Annotated in this window: 18 protein-coding genes and 1 tRNA gene; 4 read left to right on the top strand and 15 right to left on the bottom strand. The window is 69.8% G+C overall.

All coding sequences use genetic code 11. The features are described from left to right. Nucleotides 1-65: 65 nt before the first annotated feature. Together grpE and dnaK are read right to left on the bottom strand one after the other, a co-directional pair. A complete protein-coding gene (grpE, locus tag DRB96_RS00335) occupies nt 66-746 on the bottom strand; it encodes a nucleotide exchange factor GrpE (protein WP_112446220.1) in 681 nt (226 codons plus the stop codon). Beyond that, nucleotides 746-2,596: a molecular chaperone DnaK gene (gene dnaK, locus DRB96_RS00330; protein WP_112446219.1), complete on the bottom strand. Its 1,851-nt coding sequence runs from the start codon at nt 2,594-2,596 to the stop codon at nt 746-748. The genes grpE and dnaK overlap by 1 nt, the downstream gene beginning before the upstream one ends. Nucleotides 2,597-2,790: 194 nt before the next feature. On the opposite strand from dnaK, the gene DRB96_RS00325 reads away from it, so the two are divergent. Both DRB96_RS00325 and DRB96_RS00320 read left to right on the top strand, forming a co-directional pair. After that, the gene (locus tag DRB96_RS00325) at nt 2,791-3,312 is read left to right on the top strand and encodes a sugar transferase (protein WP_112446218.1); all 522 of its coding nucleotides are present in this window, start codon (nt 2,791-2,793) and stop codon (nt 3,310-3,312) included. A gap of 139 nt (nt 3,313-3,451) precedes the next feature. Continuing rightward, nucleotides 3,452-5,875, top strand: a complete 2,424-nt coding sequence (locus DRB96_RS00320; protein WP_239515983.1) for a (Fe-S)-binding protein — start codon at nt 3,452-3,454, stop codon at nt 5,873-5,875. A gap of 84 nt (nt 5,876-5,959) precedes the next feature. Here the strand turns inward: DRB96_RS00320 and DRB96_RS00315 are convergent, their stop codons facing one another. Then, complete coding sequence (locus DRB96_RS00315; protein ID WP_112446217.1) at nt 5,960-7,027, bottom strand: hypothetical protein; 1,068 nt, start codon at nt 7,025-7,027, stop codon at nt 5,960-5,962. A gap of 285 nt (nt 7,028-7,312) precedes the next feature. Between DRB96_RS00315 and DRB96_RS00310 the strand changes: the two genes are divergently transcribed. Next, nucleotides 7,313-8,236 (top strand): Yip1 family protein, encoded by a 924-nt coding sequence (locus DRB96_RS00310; RefSeq protein WP_112446216.1) that lies wholly within the window; start codon nt 7,313-7,315, stop codon nt 8,234-8,236. Nucleotides 8,237-8,304: 68 nt separating this feature from the next. Here the strand turns inward: DRB96_RS00310 and DRB96_RS00305 are convergent, their stop codons facing one another. Then, nucleotides 8,305-8,817: a phosphoribosyltransferase gene (locus DRB96_RS00305; RefSeq protein WP_112446215.1), complete on the bottom strand. Its 513-nt coding sequence runs from the start codon at nt 8,815-8,817 to the stop codon at nt 8,305-8,307. Next, entirely contained in the window at nt 8,814-9,401 is a 588-nt protein-coding gene (gene dcd, locus DRB96_RS00300) for a dCTP deaminase (RefSeq protein WP_112446214.1), read from the bottom strand. The genes DRB96_RS00305 and dcd overlap by 4 nt, the downstream gene beginning before the upstream one ends. 467 nt (nt 9,402-9,868) lie before the next feature. Here dcd and DRB96_RS00290 point away from each other — a divergent pair. Next, a tRNA-Gly gene (locus DRB96_RS00290) sits at nt 9,869-9,939 on the top strand. A 245-nt stretch (nt 9,940-10,184) separates the two neighbouring features. On the opposite strand, the gene DRB96_RS00285 is transcribed toward DRB96_RS00290, so the two are convergent. The 10 genes from DRB96_RS00285 to DRB96_RS00240 form a co-directional block, all read right to left on the bottom strand. Then, on the bottom strand, nt 10,185-10,910 hold the full coding sequence (locus tag DRB96_RS00285) for a hypothetical protein (protein WP_037793166.1): 726 nt from the start codon (nt 10,908-10,910) through the stop codon (nt 10,185-10,187). Between the two features lie 110 nt (nt 10,911-11,020). Beyond that, nucleotides 11,021-11,458, bottom strand: a complete 438-nt coding sequence (locus DRB96_RS00280; protein ID WP_112446212.1) for a hypothetical protein — start codon at nt 11,456-11,458, stop codon at nt 11,021-11,023. Between the two features lie 142 nt (nt 11,459-11,600). Continuing rightward, nucleotides 11,601-12,230, bottom strand: coding sequence for a DUF305 domain-containing protein (locus tag DRB96_RS00275; protein ID WP_112446211.1), 630 nt, complete (start codon nt 12,228-12,230; stop codon nt 11,601-11,603). Between the two features lie 87 nt (nt 12,231-12,317). Beyond that, nucleotides 12,318-12,746: a DUF6153 family protein gene (locus tag DRB96_RS00270; protein ID WP_239515982.1), complete on the bottom strand. Its 429-nt coding sequence runs from the start codon at nt 12,744-12,746 to the stop codon at nt 12,318-12,320. 49 nt (nt 12,747-12,795) lie between these two features. Further along, nucleotides 12,796-15,171, bottom strand: a complete 2,376-nt coding sequence (locus tag DRB96_RS00265) for a heavy metal translocating P-type ATPase (RefSeq protein WP_239517697.1) — start codon at nt 15,169-15,171, stop codon at nt 12,796-12,798. Between the two features lie 272 nt (nt 15,172-15,443). Continuing rightward, nucleotides 15,444-15,683: a DUF2933 domain-containing protein gene (locus DRB96_RS00260; protein WP_112446209.1), complete on the bottom strand. Its 240-nt coding sequence runs from the start codon at nt 15,681-15,683 to the stop codon at nt 15,444-15,446. A 52-nt stretch (nt 15,684-15,735) separates the two neighbouring features. Then, the gene (locus DRB96_RS00255; protein WP_037793232.1) at nt 15,736-15,999 is read right to left on the bottom strand and encodes a hypothetical protein; all 264 of its coding nucleotides are present in this window, start codon (nt 15,997-15,999) and stop codon (nt 15,736-15,738) included. Between the two features lie 185 nt (nt 16,000-16,184). Continuing rightward, nucleotides 16,185-17,336, bottom strand: a complete 1,152-nt coding sequence (locus DRB96_RS00250) for a site-specific integrase (protein ID WP_112446208.1) — start codon at nt 17,334-17,336, stop codon at nt 16,185-16,187. Next, entirely contained in the window at nt 17,336-17,554 is a 219-nt protein-coding gene (locus DRB96_RS00245) for an excisionase family DNA-binding protein (protein ID WP_037793234.1), read from the bottom strand. Before DRB96_RS00245 ends, DRB96_RS00250 begins: the two co-directional genes overlap by 1 nt. A 202-nt stretch (nt 17,555-17,756) precedes the next feature. Further along, on the bottom strand, nt 17,757-18,248 hold the full coding sequence (locus DRB96_RS00240; RefSeq protein ID WP_112446207.1) for a helix-turn-helix transcriptional regulator: 492 nt from the start codon (nt 18,246-18,248) through the stop codon (nt 17,757-17,759). Nucleotides 18,249-18,443 lie beyond the last annotated feature (195 nt).

Genomic DNA, 18,443 nt, shown 5'->3' with positions numbered 1-18,443 from the left:
GTCCCTCCTCTCGTGCCTCTTGTCCTACTGGTCCTGCTGGTCCTGCTGGTCCCACGTGTTCAGCGTCAGCCCTCGTCGGGGGCATCCGCGTCCTTGGCCGACAGGTCCGACGGGTCCGACGGGGCCTGGGCCTCCGCCGCCTCGGACTTCGGCGCCGTGCCCGGCTGGGGCTCGGCCACCGCGACCCGCGCGGGGCGGATCGTGCGCTCGCCGATCCGGTAGCCCGGCTGCAGGATCGCCACGCAGGTGTCCTCGGTGACGTCCGGCGCGTACGAGTGCATCAGGGCCTCGTGGATCGTCGGGTCGAAGGGCTCGCCCTCCTTGCCGAACTGCTGCAGGCCCATCTTGGCCGCGGCGGTCTCCAGCGATTCGGCCACCGACTTGAAGCCGCCGACCAGCTCGCCATGTTCCCGCGCCCGGCCGATGTCGTCCAGGGTCGGGAGCAGTTCCGTCAGGAGGGACGCGACCGCGATCTCCTTGACGGCGATCCGGTCCCGCTCCACGCGACGGCGGTAGTTCTGGTACTCCGCCTGGAGCCGCTGCAGGTCCGCGGTGCGCTCACCGAGCGCGGTGCGGGCCTGGTCCAGCTGGGCGAGCAGTGCCACATCCGCGCTTACGTCCCCGGCCGGAGCCGCCGACTTCTCCTTCGAGGAGTCGGCGGTCTTCGGCTCGGCGGCCGCGTCGTCCGCGCCCGCGCCGGTGGGGACTTCGGGCTTCTCGTCGAAGCCCGGGGTCTCCTCCGACATCAGGCAGCGCCGCCCTTCGGCTTCTCGTCGTCGACGATCTCGGCGTCGACGACGTCGTCGTCGGCGGCCTTGGACTCGCCCGCGTCACCGGCGCCGCCGGCCGCGCCCTGGGCGGCCTGCGCGTCGGCGTAGATCGCCTGGCCCAGCTTCTGGCTGACCGCTCCGAGCTTCTCGGTCGCGGTGCGGATCTCGGCGGTGTCCTCGCCCTTGAGCTTTTCCTTCAGCTCGTCGATGGACGCCTGGACCTCGTCCTTGACCTCGGCCGGGACCTTGTCCTCGTTGTCCTTGACGAACTTCTCCGTCTGGTAGACGAGCTGCTCGCCCTGGTTGCGGGACTCGGCCGCCTCCTTGCGGCGGGAGTCCTCGTCCGCGTACTGCTCGGCCTCCTGGCGCATGCGGTCGACCTCGTCCTTGGCGAGCGAGGAGCCGCCGGTGACGGTCATCTTCTGCTCCTTGCCCGTGCCGAGGTCCTTCGCGGTCACGTGCATGATGCCGTTCGCGTCGATGTCGAAGGAGACCTCGATCTGCGGGACGCCACGCGGGGCCGGCGGCAGGCCGGTCAGCTCGAACATGCCGAGCTTCTTGTTGTACGCCGCGATCTCGCGCTCGCCCTGGTAGACCTGGATCTGCACGGACGGCTGGTTGTCCTCGGCCGTCGTGAAGATCTCGGACCGCTTGGTCGGGATCGTGGTGTTGCGCTCGATGAGCTTGGTCATGATGCCGCCCTTGGTTTCGATACCGAGGGACAGCGGGGTCACGTCGAGGAGCAGGACGTCCTTGACCTCACCCTTGAGAACGCCCGCCTGGAGGGTCGCGCCGAGGGCGACGACCTCGTCCGGGTTGACGCCCTTGTTGGCGTCCTGACCGCCGGTGAGCTCCTTGACGAGCTCGGCGACGGCCGGCATGCGGGTGGAGCCGCCGACCAGGACCACGTGGTCGATCTCGGACAGGTTGATGCCCGCGTCCTTGATGACGTTGTGGAACGGGTTCTTGCAGCGGTCGAGCAGGTCCGCGGTCAGCTGCTGGAACTGGGCGCGCGTGAGCTTCTCGTCCAGGTGCAGCGGGCCCTCGGCCGAAGCCGTGATGTAGGGCAGGTTGATCGAGGTCTCCGTGGAGGAGGACAGCTCGATCTTCGCCTTCTCGGCGGCCTCGCGCAGACGCTGGAGCGCCATCTTGTCCTTGGCCAGGTCGACGCCGTGGCCGTTCTGGAACTGCTTCACCAGGTAGTCGACGACGCGCTGGTCCCAGTCGTCGCCACCGAGGTGGTTGTCACCGTTGGTGGCCTTCACCTCGACGACGCCGTCGCCGATCTCGAGGAGCGAGACGTCGAAGGTGCCGCCACCGAGGTCGAAGACGAGAATGGTCTGGTCGTCCTTGTCGAGGCCGTACGCCAGGGCGGCGGCGGTCGGCTCGTTGACGATGCGAAGGACGTTCAGACCCGCGATCTCGCCGGCCTCCTTCGTCGCCTGGCGCTCGGAGTCGTTGAAGTAGGCCGGGACGGTGATGACCGCGTCCGTGACCTTCTCGCCCAGGTACGCCTCGGCGTCGCGCTTCAGCTTCTGCAGGATGAAGGCGCTCATCTGCTGCGGGTTGAAGTCCTTGCCATCCAGGTTGATCTTCCAGTCAGTGCCCATGTGGCGCTTGACGGAGCGGATGGTCCGGTCCACGTTCGTGACCGCCTGGCGCTTGGCCACCTCGCCGACGAGGACCTCGCCGTTCTTGGCGAAGGCGACGACGGACGGCGTGGTCCTGGCGCCCTCGGCGTTGGTGATGACGGTGGGCTCGCCGCCTTCCAGAACGCTGACGACGGAGTTAGTGGTGCCCAGGTCGATGCCGACCGCACGTGCCATTTTGATTCCTCCAGCTGACTTGAGTGGAACAGGCTCAAGAATGCACCAACCCGGACCGCCCGTCAACAGAGCTGAGTCGAGGGGGCTCAACCTTTAGGCGTTCCTTACGCGCAAGGCGGCCGAGCGGGGGACCCTCGCGGAACCGCGCAGCGCGGCGCACCGGCTTCCCCCGGCCCGTGGGGCACGGTGCCCCCATGCACCTGCCGATCGCCGTGCCCGTCTGGCGGGCCCCCTCCGCCAAGCGCACCCTCGACCTGGCCGGCGCGCTCCTCCTGCTGGCGCTGCTCGCGGTGCCGCTGACCCTGCTCGCCGGCCTGCTGTACGCGGCCCAGGGCGCGCGGGTCCTCGTACGCGAACCGGCGGCCGGGCTGGGCGGGCGGCCGTACCGGACCTGGCGGTTCCGGGTCGGCAAGGGCCGGGCCGGGGCGGCGCTGGAACGCTGCGCGCTGGACGGGCTGCCCCAGCTGATCAACGTGGCGCGCGGGGAGATGTCGCTGGTCGGGCCGCGCCCCGGGAACAGCGCGTCGGACCGGCCCGACCGGCTCCTCGTACGGCCCGGGATGACCGGGCTGTGGCAGGTGAGCGCGCGTTCGGACCTGCCGTGGGAGGAGATGGACCTGCTGGACCGGCACTATGTGGAGAACCACTGGCTGGGGATGGACCTGGAGATCCTCGCGCAGACCCCGCGGGCGGCCTGGCGGCACAGGCGGGCCTGAGACCCGGGGAGTGCCCGAGGTGCGGGCGAGCGACGCAGATCACCGCGCGCTCGGCTACATTGCGGCGTCGGGACTGGGTAACCTCAAGCCTTGACTGGATAAGTTACCGCTTAGTAAGTGCCGCCCGAGGAGCCCTTCCATGCAACTCGCCGCGATCATCGTGTCGCTGGTCCTGACCGTGGTCGGTGTCGCGCTGCTCGCCCGAGCCGTGGCGCAGATCTACCGCTTCGTGAAGCTCGGACAACCCGTACCGGCCGGCAGCCGTACGGACGATCCGAAGGCACGAACGCTCACCCTGGTCCGGGAGTTCCTCGGCCACAGCCGGATGAACCGCTGGGGCCTCGTCGGCTTCGCGCACTGGTTCGTCGCGATCGGCTTCCTGACCCTGCCGCCCACCCTGGTCCAGGCGTTCGGACAGCTCTTCCAGGCGGACTGGCTGCTGCCGATCGTCGGCGACTTCCTGCCCTTCGAGCTCTACACCGAGTTCATCGGCCTGATGACGGTCGTGGGCATCCTCGTGCTGATGGCGATCCGACTGCTGTCGCTGCCCTCCCGGGCCGGCCGCAAGTCGCGCTTCGCCGGCTCGAAGTCCTGGCAGGCGTACTTCGTCGAGTACGTCATCCTCACCATCGGCCTCGCCATCCTGTGCCTGCGCGGCCTCGAGGGCGCGATCCACCACGTCGAGGGCTACGAGCCCGCCTACTTCGCCTCGTACCCGCTGGTGCTGGCCTTCAAGGGCCTCACCTTCAGCGGACTGCAGCACGCGATCTACATCACCGCGATGATCAAGATCGGCGTCTCCATGATCTGGATGATCGTGGTCTCGCTGAACACCAACATGGGCGTGGCCTGGCACCGCTTCCTCGGCTTCCCGAACATCTGGTTCAAGCGCAACGCGGACGGCGCCGTGGCGCTCGGCGCGCTGCAGCCGATGACCAGCGGCGGCAAGGTCATCGACTTCGAAGACCCGGGCGAGGACGACGTCTTCGGCGTCTCGCAGGTCGAGCAGTTCTCGTGGAAGGGCATCCTCGACTTCTCCACGTGCACCGAGTGCGGTCGCTGCCAGTCGCAGTGCCCGGCCTGGAACACGGGCAAGCCGCTGTCCCCGAAGCTCCTGATCATGTCGCTGCGCGACCACGCGCACGCCAAGGCCCCGTACCTGCTGGCCGGCGGCGGCAAGGACATGGAGGGCAACGAGAAGGCCACGGCGGAGCAGCTGAAGGACGTCCCCGCGGCCGCCCTCGCCGAGGCCGAGCGCCCGCTGATCGGCACGGCCGAGGAGAACGGCGTCATCGACCCGGACGTGCTGTGGTCCTGCACCACGTGCGGCGCGTGCGTCGAGCAGTGCCCGGTCGACATCGAGCACATCGACCACATCGTCGACATGCGGCGCTACCAGGTGATGATCGAGAGCGCGTTCCCGTCGGAGGCGGGCACGATGCTCAAGAACCTGGAGAAGAAGGGCAACCCCTGGGGCCTCGCGAAGAAGCAGCGCGTCGAGTGGACCAAGGAGGTGGACTTCGAGGTCCCGATCATCGGCAAGGACGCGGAGGACCTCTCCGAGTTCGACTACCTCTACTGGGTCGGCTGCGCCGGCGCGCTGGAGGACCGGGCGAAGAAGACCACGAAGGCCTTCGCGGAGCTGCTGAACATCGCGGGCGTCAAGTTCGCGATCATGGGCGGCGACGAGAAGTGCACGGGTGACTCCCCGCGCCGCCTGGGCAACGAGCCGCTGTTCCAGCAGCTCGCGCAGGAGAACGTCGCGATGCTGAACATGGCGTTCGGCGAGGATGACGAGGACCCGGAGACGAAGAAGCCGAAGTCGGCGAAGCGCATCGTCTCCACCTGCCCGCACTGCTTCAACACCATCGCGAACGAGTACCCGCAGCTGGGCGGCGAGTACGAGGTCATCCACCACACGCAGCTGCTCCAGCACCTGATCGACGAGGGCCGCCTCACCCCGGTCACCCCGGTCGACGGGCTCATCACGTACCACGACCCCTGCTACCTGGGCCGGCACAACAAGGTCTACACGCCGCCGCGCGAGATCATGTCGGCCGTGCCGGGCCTGCGGCAGCAGGAGATGCACCGCCACAAGGAGCGGGGCTTCTGCTGCGGCGCCGGTGGCGCGCGGATGTGGATGGAGGAGCGGATCGGCAAGCGCATCAACAACGAGCGCGTCGACGAGGCCCTGTCCCTGAACCCGGACATCGTGTCGACGGCGTGCCCGTTCTGCCTGGTGATGCTGACCGACTCGGTGAACGGCAAGAAGAACGACGGCCAGGCGAAGGAGCACGTCCAGGTCGTGGACGTGGCGCAGCTGCTGCTGGAATCGGTGAAGATCCCGGAGCCGGTGGAAGAGCCGGAGCCGGTGGCGGAACCGGTGGCTGCGGAGGCGGTTGCTGCGGAGCCGGTGGCCGAGGCGCCTGCGGCTGCGGCTGCGGCTACGGCTGCGGAGCCCGTGGCAGAGGCGGAGCCGGAGCCTGCGGCGAAGCCCGAGGCGGCTGCGAAGCCCGTCGCGGAGGCCCCGGCCGAGCCGGGGACCGAAGCCGGGGCGAAGTAGCCCGCGCGGCGACGTACAGCGGAACGGCCCGCCCCCTGTGGGGGCGGGCCGTTCCGCTGTACGGGGTCCGGGGTCCGGGGCGGATCAGGACCGGTCGCTCCGGCTGCGGCGCAGCATCGCGAAGCCCAGGCCCGCGGCACCGAGCGCGGCCATGCCGCCGCCGGCGGCGAGGAGCAGCGAGTCGTCACCGGCGGCGGCCACCGGCATGACACCCTCCGCACCGGCCTTCACGCCGCCCTTGGGCACGACCCGGTCGCCGGCCTTCGCCGTGTCGGCCGCCGCGTCCGTCACCACGGGCTGGACGACGGGCTTGACCACGGGCTGAACCACGGGCTGGACCGCAGGCCGCTTGGCGGGCTGCTTCCCGTCCTTGGCGACCTCGTACCTCTCGATCAGCTTGCCGGTGGCGAAGTCGTACACCCAGCTGTTCCCGCCGTTGTTGCCGTCGATGACGACGAACTTCACGCGCTTCCCGTCCTGGACGAGCTTGTACGTCCAGCCGTCGTTCACCGCGTTCGGGTGCTTCAGATCGATCGTCCCGAGGAGGTTCCCGTTCGGCATCGAGATCTCGACGCGCTTGCCGTTCGGACTGTCGATCAGCCTCGCGTTCCGCCCGTCGGGCATGGCGACCTGTACCGAGTTCTCCACCTTCTCCACCGGCTTCGGCTTCGGCTTCGGCTTCGGCTTCGGCTTGGGCGTCGCACCCTCGACCCACGAGGTGACGGTGCCGTTCGGCTGGAGGACCACGTGCAGGCCGTTGTTCTGGCCGTACGCCGCCGCGCCGCCCTTGCTGACCAGGGTGTCGAGCTTGACGTCGCCGGAGAAGACGTCGGCCTCGAAGTGGCCGTCGCCGAACTTGTACACCTTGGCGACCGACCCGTCGGCCAGCTTCACGGTCGTGACGTACGCCCGGACCGACGGCGTCACGGTCGGCGTGGTGGGCGGGACGCTCGGGTCCACCTGCGGGTCCACCTGCGGATCGACCTGCGGGTCCACCCGCGGCTGGTCGGCGCCGGCGCCGGGCACGGCCTGGGGCTCCGGGGCGGCCGGAGAGTCCGCGAAGGCGGATCCGACCGGAAGGGCCAGGACGACGGCCGCACCGGCGACGACGGCGGCGGTACGGAGGGTGGTGCGGCGGCGGGGGCTGCGCATTTCGGGGCTCTTCTCATGCTCGTACGTGCTCATACGCACCCATACGCACTCATACGCACTCGTGCGTGCTTCGCGGGCTGCGGCGACACCAACGAAGCTACGGGCCCGGTATGTCCGTATTCCATCGAGCGTGTAACGGGGATCAACAGACTGCCGCGCAGCCGCGTAACCCACCCTGAGAAGCCTCTCCAGGACCCCCTAGGGGATGTCACAGGTCAGCCGCAAAGGGGGCCACTTCCGGCACCTCGGCCACCGGGCCGCTCCGGAGCGGGTACTTTCGATCACGTGGCTGGATTCAGGATCGGACGCGGCCGGGACAACAACCGCACCCCGCAACAACCCCCGCGGCAGCAGCCGTACGGTCAGCAGCAGGCGCCCCACCAGGCGCCCCAGCAGCCCGCACCGTACGGCCAGCAGCCCTACGCCCCCCAGCAGTGGCCGCAGCAGGCCGCCCCCGGGGGCCACGGCGAGCCCGAGTACTTCGACCCGCACGCGGGTCCCGGCCCGGGACCCGGCTACGGCCAGGACCCCGGGTACGGGCACGGCGGCGGAAACCCGGGCGACGCCCCGGGGCACACCCGCGCCTTCGTCTTCGGCGAGGACCCGTACCCGTACAACCAGGGCGGGACCTACCAGGCCGGCGCGGCCCAGGCCGCCGCCCCCACCGGTCCGCGGCTGCCGTGGAAGGAACTGCTGCGCGGCATCGTGACGCGGCCGGGGCCGACCTTCCTCCAGATGCGTGACTACGCCGTCTGGGGGCCGGCGCTGATCGTGACCTTCCTCTACGGGCTGCTCGCGGTCTTCGGCCTCGACGACACCCGCAAGGACGTCCTCAACGCGACCCTGCCGAACGCCATCCCGATCGTGCTGTCGGCGGGCGTGGCCTTCGTGATCTGCGGCCTGATCCTCGGCACCGTCACCCACACGCTGGCCCGCCAGCTGGGCGGCGACGGGGCGTGGCAGCCGACGGTGGGCCTGTCGATGCTGGTCATGAGCCTCACCGACGTGCCTCGCCTGCTGTTCGCGATGTTCCTGAGCGGCGACAACATGCTCGTCCAGGTGCTGGGCTGGGCCACCTGGGTGGCGGCCGGCGCGCTCTTCACCTCGCTCGTCGCCAAATCGCACGACCTGCCGTGGCCGAAGGCGCTGGGCGCGTCCGCGATCCAGCTGGTGGCCCTGCTGTCGATCATCAAGCTGGGCACGATCTGACGTGACCGTGACGAAGGGGCCCGCCACGCTTTCCGGCGCGGCGGGCCCCTTCGCACGAACATCAACCCTCAGGCGTCGAGAACCTGACCCTCACGCTTCACGACGGGCGGTTCGACCGACCAGGGGAAGTTGATCCACTCGTCGGTCTTCTTCCACACGTACTCGCACTTCACGAGCGAGTGGGACTTCTCGTAGATGACGGCCGACCGGACCTCGGCGACGTGCCCGAGGCAGAAGTCGTGGACCAGCTTCAGCGTCTTGCCGGTGTCGGCGACGTCGTCGGCGATCAGCACCTTCTTGTCGGTGAAGTCGATCGCCTCGGGCACGGGCGCGAGCATGACCGGCATCTCCAGGGTGGTGCCGACGCCGGTGTAGAACTCCACGTTCACCAGGTGGATGTTCTTGCAGTCCAGCGCGTACGCCAGCCCGCCGGCGACGAACACCCCGCCCCGGGCGATGCTCAGGATGATGTCGGGCTCGTAGCCGTCGTCGGCGATGGTCTGCGCCAGCTCGCGCACGGCCCGCCCGAATCCCTCGTAGTCAAGGTTCTCGCGCACTGCGCCACTCACTCCGTCACTCATGCCTCGTGCCTCACCTGGGTCCGGTGGAAGTTCTGGAAGGACCGCGAGGCCGTCGGGCCGCGCTGGCCCTGGTACCGCGATCCGTACCGCTCGCTCCCGTACGGGAACTCCGCGGGCGAGCTGAGCCGGAACAGGCACAGCTGCCCGATCTTCATACCCGGCCAGAGCTTGATCGGCAGCGTGGCGAGGTTCGACAGCTCGAGGGTCACGTGGCCGGAGAACCCGGGGTCGATGAAGCCGGCGGTCGAATGCGTCACCAGACCGAGGCGGCCCAGGCTGGACTTCCCCTCCAGTCTGGAGGCGATGTCGTCGGGCAGCGAGATGACCTCGTAGGTCGAGGCGAGTACGAACTCACCCGGGTGGAGGATGAACGCCTCGTCCCCGTCCGGCTCGACCATCCGGGTCAGATCCGCCTGCTCGGTGGCGGGGTCGATGTGGGCGTAGCGGTGGTTCTCGAAGACCCGGAAGAACCGGTCGAGACGTACATCGATGCTGGAGGGCTGCACCATCGACTCGTCGAAGGGGTCGATGCGAACCCGTCCGCAGTCGATCTCGGCCCGGATGTCTTTATCAGAGAGAAGCACGTCCCGAGGATACGCAGAGCGCGCGGGCCGCCCCAATCGAGGCGGACCCCCGCGCGCCGGTGTCTACCGCTTCGCCGCCGCTCCCACGGGCACGGCGTGCCGCAGGCGCGCGCAGCGCGGACACCGCAGCAGCCGACCCGGCCCGATCCGGCCGGCACCGAGGTGCTGCAGCGGGAACGAAGCGGTGCTGAATACGTGCCCTTCGGCACAACGGACGACGGTGTGCTCCATCGAGTCCCTTTCCCCAACCAGCCGTACTGCGACGAATCGCCACATTAGGGGATGAACGAGACCCACTCCAGCCGCCACTCCAGCGGTCGCCGCGCACGCATACGGTACGCCCCAACTCCCGCCCCCACGACCCTCCGTGCACCCCACACGCGAAGGCGACCCCGCGGTGAATTCACCGGGGGCCGATCATGGGGTAGGGTGAGGAACGATACGGCTCCGGACAACTGGACCGATATGCGGATGTAGTTTAATGGTAGAACATGAGCTTCCCAAGCTTATAGCGCGGGTTCGATTCCCGTCATCCGCTCTTACAAGAAGGCCCAGGTCAGCGACCTGGGCCTTCTTCGTTGTCTAGACCTCTCAGCCCTTGCCGTGCCCTCCGCGTGCCCCAACTCGCGGGAATCGCCTGCTCGGAGGGGTCGCGGCGCACCACATCGGCCACCTCAAGCCCAGGTCGTCTCGAATCGCGAGACGCCTTTCGTGTGACCTGCACCACACTCGGGCGGCTTTGTGTGAATTCGCTTCCACAAAGCCGCCGTTGGCGGCAAGTCCCTAGTGGGCATGCCCGTCGTTGTGGGTCGGTGCAGGCGAAGAGGGCTTCGGCGTGGGAGAGGCGCCCTGGGCAGGGGTAGTCGGTACGGGTGCGGTCGGTTCGGGGGCGGAGCCGTGGCTGTCTGCCGGTTCCCCTTCGGTTCCATGGCTGTGCCCGCCGCCCGGGGCGCCTTCCATCGAGGCGGCGACCTCGCGCAGGCCGAAGAGGGCGAGGGCCGCCACGGCGAGGACGGCGAGTCCCACAAGGCCGAAGATCCGGTGCCAGGGCGTGTCTGCGTCCTTGATGACGTAGGCGACGAAGGAGACGACCAGACCGGCGGGGACGAGGACGGCGCCGCGGGCAGGGAAGTCGTCGAAGTGCTGGAGGCCGCCGCTCAGCATGCCGATGCCGAACGAGAGCAGCAGCGAGGAGCCGATCACGGCCAGCATGCGCGGGAGCCCGGGACGCTCCCGGGTAAGGAGGAACTCGTTGAGGACCGTCGCCGCGAGGAAGACGAGGGCGCCGTAGACGGCGATTCGGGTGTAGCGGTCGGGGTCGAGCGGGTGGTGGACGACCGCGCCGCTGATGAGGCCGGCGCCGACGAAGTAGCCGACGTATCCGAGGTAGCGGGCGGCGAACGACCGCTTGCGGGAGGAGTGCTGCTTGCGCCGGGCGGCCCGCCCCACGGCGGGAGGGGCGGGCGCGGCGTCTGGGGTCCGGGCGCCGAGGAGCTGGGTGGAGGTCATGTGCGAGTTCCTTGGGTGCTGCGGGCGGGGCTCATCGCTGACGAACCCGCTGTGGGGCGGGCCGGGGTCGACAACGAGAGTCAGGGCAGATCAGGGCAAAGCGCCCAGATCTATACCTGTTGCACCACTGAGCCGAGGGAACTGTGCAAGGAAGGAAGGCTTGCCGGGAAGGTCCGGCACCAGGACTGCGGCGTCGTCCCGGCGTCGGCGGGAGCCAGCTCCGCGAGGGGGACCAGTGGCGGGCCGGGCAGGTCGCAGCCCTGCTGCAGGTGGATGGTGGCGCACGCCGCGGCGGGGTGGGAGTGCCCGCTGTCGTGGTCGCGCCCGTCGGACGTCTCGTCGTGGTCGGGCCGGGCACCTTCGGTCTCCGCGAGCGCCGGGTGGGGCACTGCGACGCCGCCACCGGTGACATGCGCGGAGGCGCTTTCGGCTCCGGCGGCGTGCGTGTAGAGGAAGGCGAACAGCAGGGCGGCCAGCCACAGCAGCCGCAGCGGGCCCGCCGGGCGGCGGGTCCGCCTCGTGCTGAAAGCAGCCCGGGCCGTGACCATGCCGGGACCCTATCCGGCTGTCATCTCCCACTGTCCGGCAGCCCCGTTGTTGATCACACGAATTGGGGATCTTGTCCGGTTCAGGGAACCGCGGTGCTCGGCCCTGATGGAGCAGGGCGGCGAGGTCGCCGCCCTGCCGCTGTCAGCCTGTCTTGAGCATGGTGCGCATCTGGGCGATCTCGGCGGTCTGGGAGGTGATGATGTCGTCGGCCAGGGCCTTGGCGGGGTTGTAGGCGCCCTGTTGCTTCTCCGTCTTGGCCATGTCGATGGCGCCTTCGTGGTGCTCGATCATCATGGTCAGGAACATGGTGTCGAAGGCGTTGCCCTTGGCGTTGCCGAGCTGGTTCATGTCCTGGTCGTTCATCATCCCGGGCATGCCGGAGTCGCCGTGGCCCATGCCGTCCATGCTGGTGCCGGTGGGGACCTTCTCGCCCCACTCCTTGAGCCAGCCGGACATGGTCTCGATCTCCGGGGCCTGGGCCTTCTTGATTTTCTCCGCGAGTGTCTTGACGTCGGCGGAGGCGCCGTGGGTGGCGACCATGTCGGACATCAGGATGGCCTGACGGTGGTGGGGGATCATCCCCTGCGCGAAGGTGACGTCCGCCTGGTTGTGCCGGTCGGCCTCCGTCGACGCCGGGGCGGTCGTGGTCGCGGGAGTGGTTCCGGCCGTGTTCGCGCTGTTGTCGCTGCCGCACGCGGCCAGGACCAGGCCGGCGGCGACCGCGGTGGCCGCCAGGGCCGCGCGGTGCGGCAGGGATCGGTTCGTGTTCATTTCGTTGGGCTCCAGTGATCGGATGCGGGAAGGAAGGGCTGGGCCGTCCGTGGCCTGCGCCTCGGGCGCGTGCCACAGGAGGAGCCCCTATATCCGCAGGATCTGGAGTTCGGCGAGCATGGGTGGCGCCCGCCCGCCAGCGGGCTCGTAGGCCGGCGCGAGCGGCAGCGCGGCCGAGGCGTCGGCGATGCCGCTCGGCATGCCGGTGAGGGGCGCGGTGTCCGGCGCGGCGATGCCGGGGGATCCGGGCAGGGCCGCGGATGCGCACATCTGGTCCGCGTGTCCGCCGTGGCGGGTCGGGCCCGGGTCATCGTCGGGGCACAGGTACTGCGGGCCGGCCTGCGCCGCCGCCACGTGGTGGGACATGTGCTCGGTGCCGCCCGTCGACGGCAGCGCGGCGGCAGTGCCCAGAGCGTGCATGCCGAGCAGCCCGAGGGTGAGTCCGAGAACGAGCAGCAGCCTGAGCCGCGGCATCGGCTGGGGCTGCGGCGGGGTGCGGGGCTCGCGGACGGTCACATTTCCCACCGTAGGCCGCACTCGTACCCGGCGCGCGACCTGGGCCAGGTCACCGGCCATTGCCATCACCTCCATCCGCCGGGGCCGTAGGGGCCGGGCGTGGCAGGTGGAGGCGTTTGAGGGCGAGGGCGTTGACGGCGACGATGATGCTGGATCCGGACATGGACAGTGCCGCGATCTCGGGGCGCAGGATCAGGCCGGTGGCGGGTTCGAAGACGCCTGCGGCGATGGGCAGGGCGATGGCGTTGTAGCCGATGGCCCAGCCGAGGTTCTGGCGCATCTTGCGCAGGGTGCCCCTGCCGATGCGCAGGGCGGTGGGGACGTCGAGGGGGTCGGAGCGCATCAGGACGAGGTCTGCGGTCTCGATGGCGACGTCGGTGCCGGCGCCGATGGCGATGCCGAGGTCGGCCTGGGCGAGGGCGGGTGCGTCGTTGACGCCGTCGCCGACCATGGCGACCTTGCGGCCGCCGTGCTGGAGCTCGGCGATGGTGGCGGCCTTGTCGCCGGGCAGGACCTCGGCGATGACGGTGTCGATGCCCAGGCGCTGCGCGATCCGTTCGGCGGTGGCCTGGTTGTCGCCGGTGAGCATGACGACCTCGATGCCGAGGGCGTGCAGTTCGCGTACGGCAGCCTGGGAGGTCTCCCGGGGTGCGTCGGCGATGCCGATGAGGGCGGCGGCCTGGCCGTCGACAGCGGCGATGACGACGGTGCGGCCGGTGGCCGCGAGGTCGTCCCGCCGGGCGGCCAGAGGACCGAGGTCCACGCCTTCGCGTTCGGCCAGCCGGCGGTTGCCCACGGCGACCCGGTGGCCGTCCACCACGGCGGTCGCCCCGTGGCCGGGAACGTTCTCGAAGTGCCGGGCCTGCGCCGGCCCGACGCCGCGCGACTCGGCGTGGCGTACGACCGCCTCGGCCAGCGGGTGCTCGGACTCCCGCTCGACCGCCGCGACCAGCCGCAGGATCTCGTCCTCGTCTCGGCCGGGTGCGGTGATCACCTCGGTGACCTCGGGTTCGCCCTTGGTGAGGGTGCCGGTCTTGTCCATCACCACGGTCTGGATCCCGGCGGACGTCTCCAGGGCCATCGCGTTCTTGAACAGAACTCCCCGCTTGGCCCCCAGGCCGGTGCCGACCATGATCGCGGTGGGAGTGGCCAGGCCCAGCGCGTCCGGACAGGTGATGACGACCACCGTGATCGCGAAGAGCATCGCGCTGCTGAAGGGGCGGTCGGTGGCCAGCAGCCAGACGGCGAGGGTGAGCGCACCGCCGATGAGGGCGACGAAGACCAGCCAGAATGCGGCTCGGTCGGCGAGCCGCTGGCCCGGCGCCTTCGAATTCTGGGCCTCCTGGACCAGCTTGACGATCTGGGCCAGTGCCGTGTCCGCGCCCACCCTGGTCGCCCGTACCCGCAGGGTGCCGTTGGCGTTGAGGGTCGCACCGACCACGGCGGAGCCCGGCGCCTTGTGCACCGGCAGGCTCTCCCCCGTCACCGTCGACTCGTCGACCTCGCTCTCGCCCTCCTCCACGACCCCGTCCGCGGCGATCTTCGTTCCGGGGCGTACGAGCAGCAGGTCACCGACGGCCACCTCGGCGGTGGCGACCTCGACAGGTTCGCCGTCCCGCAGGACGACGGCCTTGGGCGGGGCGAGGTCCAGCAGGGCGCGGATCGCGTCGTTGGCGCCTCCGCGGGCGCGCATCTCGAACCAGTGGCCGAGCAGGACGAAGGACGCCAGCACGGTGGCGGCCTCGTAGAAGACGTCCCCGCCGCCGGTGAGCGTGACGATGAGGGAGTACAGCCAGCCCGCGCCGACGGCGACCGCCACCAGCACCATCATGTCCAGCGTCCGGGCGCGCAGCGCCCGTACGGCGCCGACGAAGAAGATCGAGCACGAGTAGAAGATCACCGGCAGGCTCAGCAGGAGCGCCCACACGTCCTGGCGGAGCCCGAACGGCACGGGCACGTGCCAGCCGAAGACCTCCTCGCCGATCGGGGACCAGATCACGATCGGAATGGAGAAGATCACCGCGACGAGGAAGCGGTTGCGCATGTCGGCGGCCATCGCCGCCATCGACATCCCCGCATGGCCGCCATGACCGTGATGGCCGTCATCCTCCACCGTCGCCTCGTGGGGCGAGTGCATGACCTCTGGCTCGTGCCCCACGTGCGCGGGCCGCACGGCTTCGGGCGCTCGCGCGGGGCCGGGCGGGTCAGGCTCGTCCATCGGGTCGCAGATGTGCGACGGCACCGACTGGCCGGCGCAGTGGTAGCCGCACTCGGTCACCCAGCCGCGCAGCTCGGCCAGTGAGGTCCGCGTCGGGTCGAAGACGACGGTGGCCGACTGCGCCACGGGGTTGACCTCGACGTCCAGGACCCCCGGCCGGCGGCCCAGAACAGCGGCGACGGTGTTCTGCTGACTGGCACGCACCATGCCCCGCACGTCCAGCACCGCCGTGCTCCGATCCTTTCGCGGATCGCTTGGTCCAAGTCCTGGCGGGTGCCTCATGCGCGTTCAGCTCCTGGGCGCGTACGTGCTCATCCATGTAAACGGTTCGCCTGCCAGCAGCCTGCGGCGGTCGCAGCCGCGCCGCAACGGCTGATACGGCACGCGGGCGCATGACGGCGCGGAAGGGGAGCAGGGCGACGTTCCCGTGACAGCGGTGTCAGTCGGGACGTGCCCGCCTCCCGCCCCCTGCCAGGCGGTCACTTCCGTCGGGGCCTGGGATGGTCGTCGTGCCTGCGGTCCATGTCCTCCATTTCCTGCATGTCGTGGCCGTCCCTGTTGTCGCGCATGCCTCGCATCATGAAGAACATCATCAGCGGGCACATGGCAATGATCGCGATCCAGGCCAGGGCCGCCAGCGGGATTCCCAGTGCGAGGGCTCCGACCAGAACGATCGCCGCGGCGATGGCGTATAGGCCGTAATTGCGGTTGGTGTTCACGGCGTCTCGCTTTCCTCGGGGGAGGGCGGGAGCGTGCTGTGCCCGCGCGTCCTCATGGTTGAGGGTCGGGACCGGCCCGGCGCAGGGCGCCGAGGCGGCGACGGTAGTCGTCCTCGTCGATCTCGCCACGAGCGAGCCGGGCGGCAAGGACCTGCTCGGGACTCGGCGTCGCAGGCACGTGGGTGTGCTCGTGGGGGCGGGCGATAGCCCGGAAGAGCAGCACCGCAACGGTGATGATCAGCGCCCAGAACAGGATCATGCCGACCGACATCGCGAACCAGCCCCAGCCGCTGACGTCGTGGTTGTACCAGAACATCACGACCGATCACCTCCCGACGGCCACGAAAGCCTTCACTCACATCGTCCAGCGCCGCCCCGCTCCTGGCATGGGCCGAATGGTCCCTGACGACGGGCCACGCAGTCCCTTGAATGGGTTCCGATGCCGAGTGGCCTCGCCGACGCACGGGGCGGAGGCAATTCCCTTGCCTCCGCCCCTGCCGGTCATGCTTCCCGCGCGAGCTGCGGCTTCGGCGGCGCCTTCTGGCGGGCGGCGCGGACCCGTGCGTCGATGCCTCCGGCGACCTCCTGCTGACGTTCGTCGTCGGAGTGCTGGTAGATCATCGCGGCCTTCTCCGAGGACTGGCCGGCGCGGACCATCGTGTCCTTGAGGGTCGCGCCGGACTGCGTGGAGAGGGTGTGGCCGGTGTGGCGCAGGTCGTAGAAGCGGAAGTCCTTCGGCAGTCCGACCTTCGCGCGGGCCTTGGCCCACTTGCGGCCGAAGGACGTGCGCCGGAACGGTGCTCCCTTCTCCCCCACGAACAGCAGGCCGTCGGGCTCCTTCTCCGCGAACCAGTCCAGGTGCCGCTTGACCTCCATGTAGAGGAAGGCCGGCAGGTGGATGGTGCGGACGCCCGCCGCCGACTTGGTGTCGCCCTCGACGCGGCGGCCGGTGTTCAGCTCCGGGGCCGCCTCCGTGATCCGTACGGCGAGGGGGTCCAGGGTGACCGAGGTCCGGCGCAGGGCCGCCTGCTCCTCTGGGCGCATCGGGCCGTAGGCGCAGAAGTAGACCATCAGCCGCCAGCGCGGGCCCATGGCCTCGGCGAGGGCGTCGACCTGGGCGACGGTCGCGGTCGAGCGCTCCTTGGCCTGTTCGCTGCCCGCGCCCCTGATGCGGCACGGGTTGCGGCGGATCAGCTCGTCGTCGGTCGCCGTCTCCATGATGGCCCTCAGTAGCCGGTAGCACTTGGCCACCGTCGTGGCGCCGGTGACGGTCAGGCGCTCGGCCCGCCAAGTTCGCACGGTCGGCGGGGTGATCTCGTCCAGGTCGAGGTCACCGAAGCCGGGGAGGACGTGCAGGCGCAGGAGCCGGCGGTAGAGCTCGTCCGTGGTGGCGGCGAGGCCCCGCTCGTCCACCCACTTGAGCGCGTACTCCTCGAAGTTGACCTTGCCCACGTCGGGGTCGGTCCAGTGGTTGCGCTGGATGTCCGCCTTGGTGAGGGTCAGCCAGTCCTGCGCGTCCGTCTTCGTCGCGAAGGTCTCCGGAGCCGTGCGCCGACTACCGTCGGGCGCCCAGTACCGGGCCTGCCAACGGCCGGACGGGAGCTGGCGGGTGGTGCCGAATTCGCGCCGCCGCTGCGGCTTGCGGGCCGCCATCAGGCCGCCTTCCCGAAGCGGGAACGGGCGTCGCGGAGGGTGGGGACGGTGCTCGCGTCGATGTACGCGGACAGGACGCTGTCGGCGATGCGGACGTGCTTGCCGAACTTGGCGTAGCCGATGCGGCGTTCCTGGATGAGGCGCCGGATGAAGCGCACACCGGTGCCGAGGCGTTCGGCGGCCTGCTCCACGGTGAGGAAGGTGTCGGGGGTGGTCACCTCCTTCGCGGTGCGCGGGCGCTGGGTGGAGGTGTGGGGTATCGCCTGGTGGCGCAAGCAGTGCTCCGGTTTCTGGCCGGGCTGGGCGGGGGCGGCAACCCCCTGAGCCGGCCGGTGTGTCGTTCAGGGATGGGATGGGCGGTACTACGGCTGCGACCTGGGGGTTTGCGGGCCCAGGGCAGCGGAGTGGAGAGGGGTGCGGCTACGCGCCGGGAGGTGGCCCGTACCGCTCCGTGTTGATCTTCACCAGCTCGGCGGCGATGGCGTTGGAGACCATCGCGTCGGCCTCGGCGCTGATCTCCGGATGGTCGGCCAGGTATGCGGAGAGCTCGTCCCGAGCCTTAGTGGCTTCGGAGCTGGCGCGCGCGGAGGCCCGATAGGTGGCCACCACGTTGTCGATGAGCTCCATGGCGCGGCCCATGGCCGCCAGGCTCGGCGGCCCGACGAAGTTGCTGAGCGGGACGCCGAAGATCTCGGCGAAGCCGATGGCCTCGTCGAGGTTGATCCGGCGCTTGCGGTTCTCGATGCGCCAGACCGCGGACGGATTCATGTCGAAACCCGACTCGTTGAGCAGGTCGGACAGCGCGGTGGTGCTCCAACCGCGCTTCTCTCGCTCCAGCTTGATCCGCACGGCGGCGTTCTCCTCGCCGCTGAGCAGCACCCCCTCGGGGGCGTCGCTCTCGTCGTCCGGCATCACCCCTCCTTCCTGTTGCTGCGGCGGCCACAGTTTCGCGGCATGCCAAAACCATACATCACCTTCTGCGGTTCGCATAGATCTCTGCGAACCGCATAATCTGTGGTACGATTCGATCATCCCCAGAAGACCGCAGCGATCCCCTGGAGCCCGCCATCCCGTAGCCAGACATGCAAAAAGCCCCCCGGTGGTCCA

Origin of the sequence: Streptomyces sp. ICC1 (genome assembly GCF_003287935.1) — a bacterium.
GTDB classification, from domain to species: Bacteria; Actinomycetota; Actinomycetes; order Streptomycetales; family Streptomycetaceae; genus Streptomyces; species Streptomyces tritrimontium.
The sequence above is the reverse complement of the archived record's forward strand: the minus strand, read 5'-3'. Positions and strand labels throughout refer to the sequence as shown.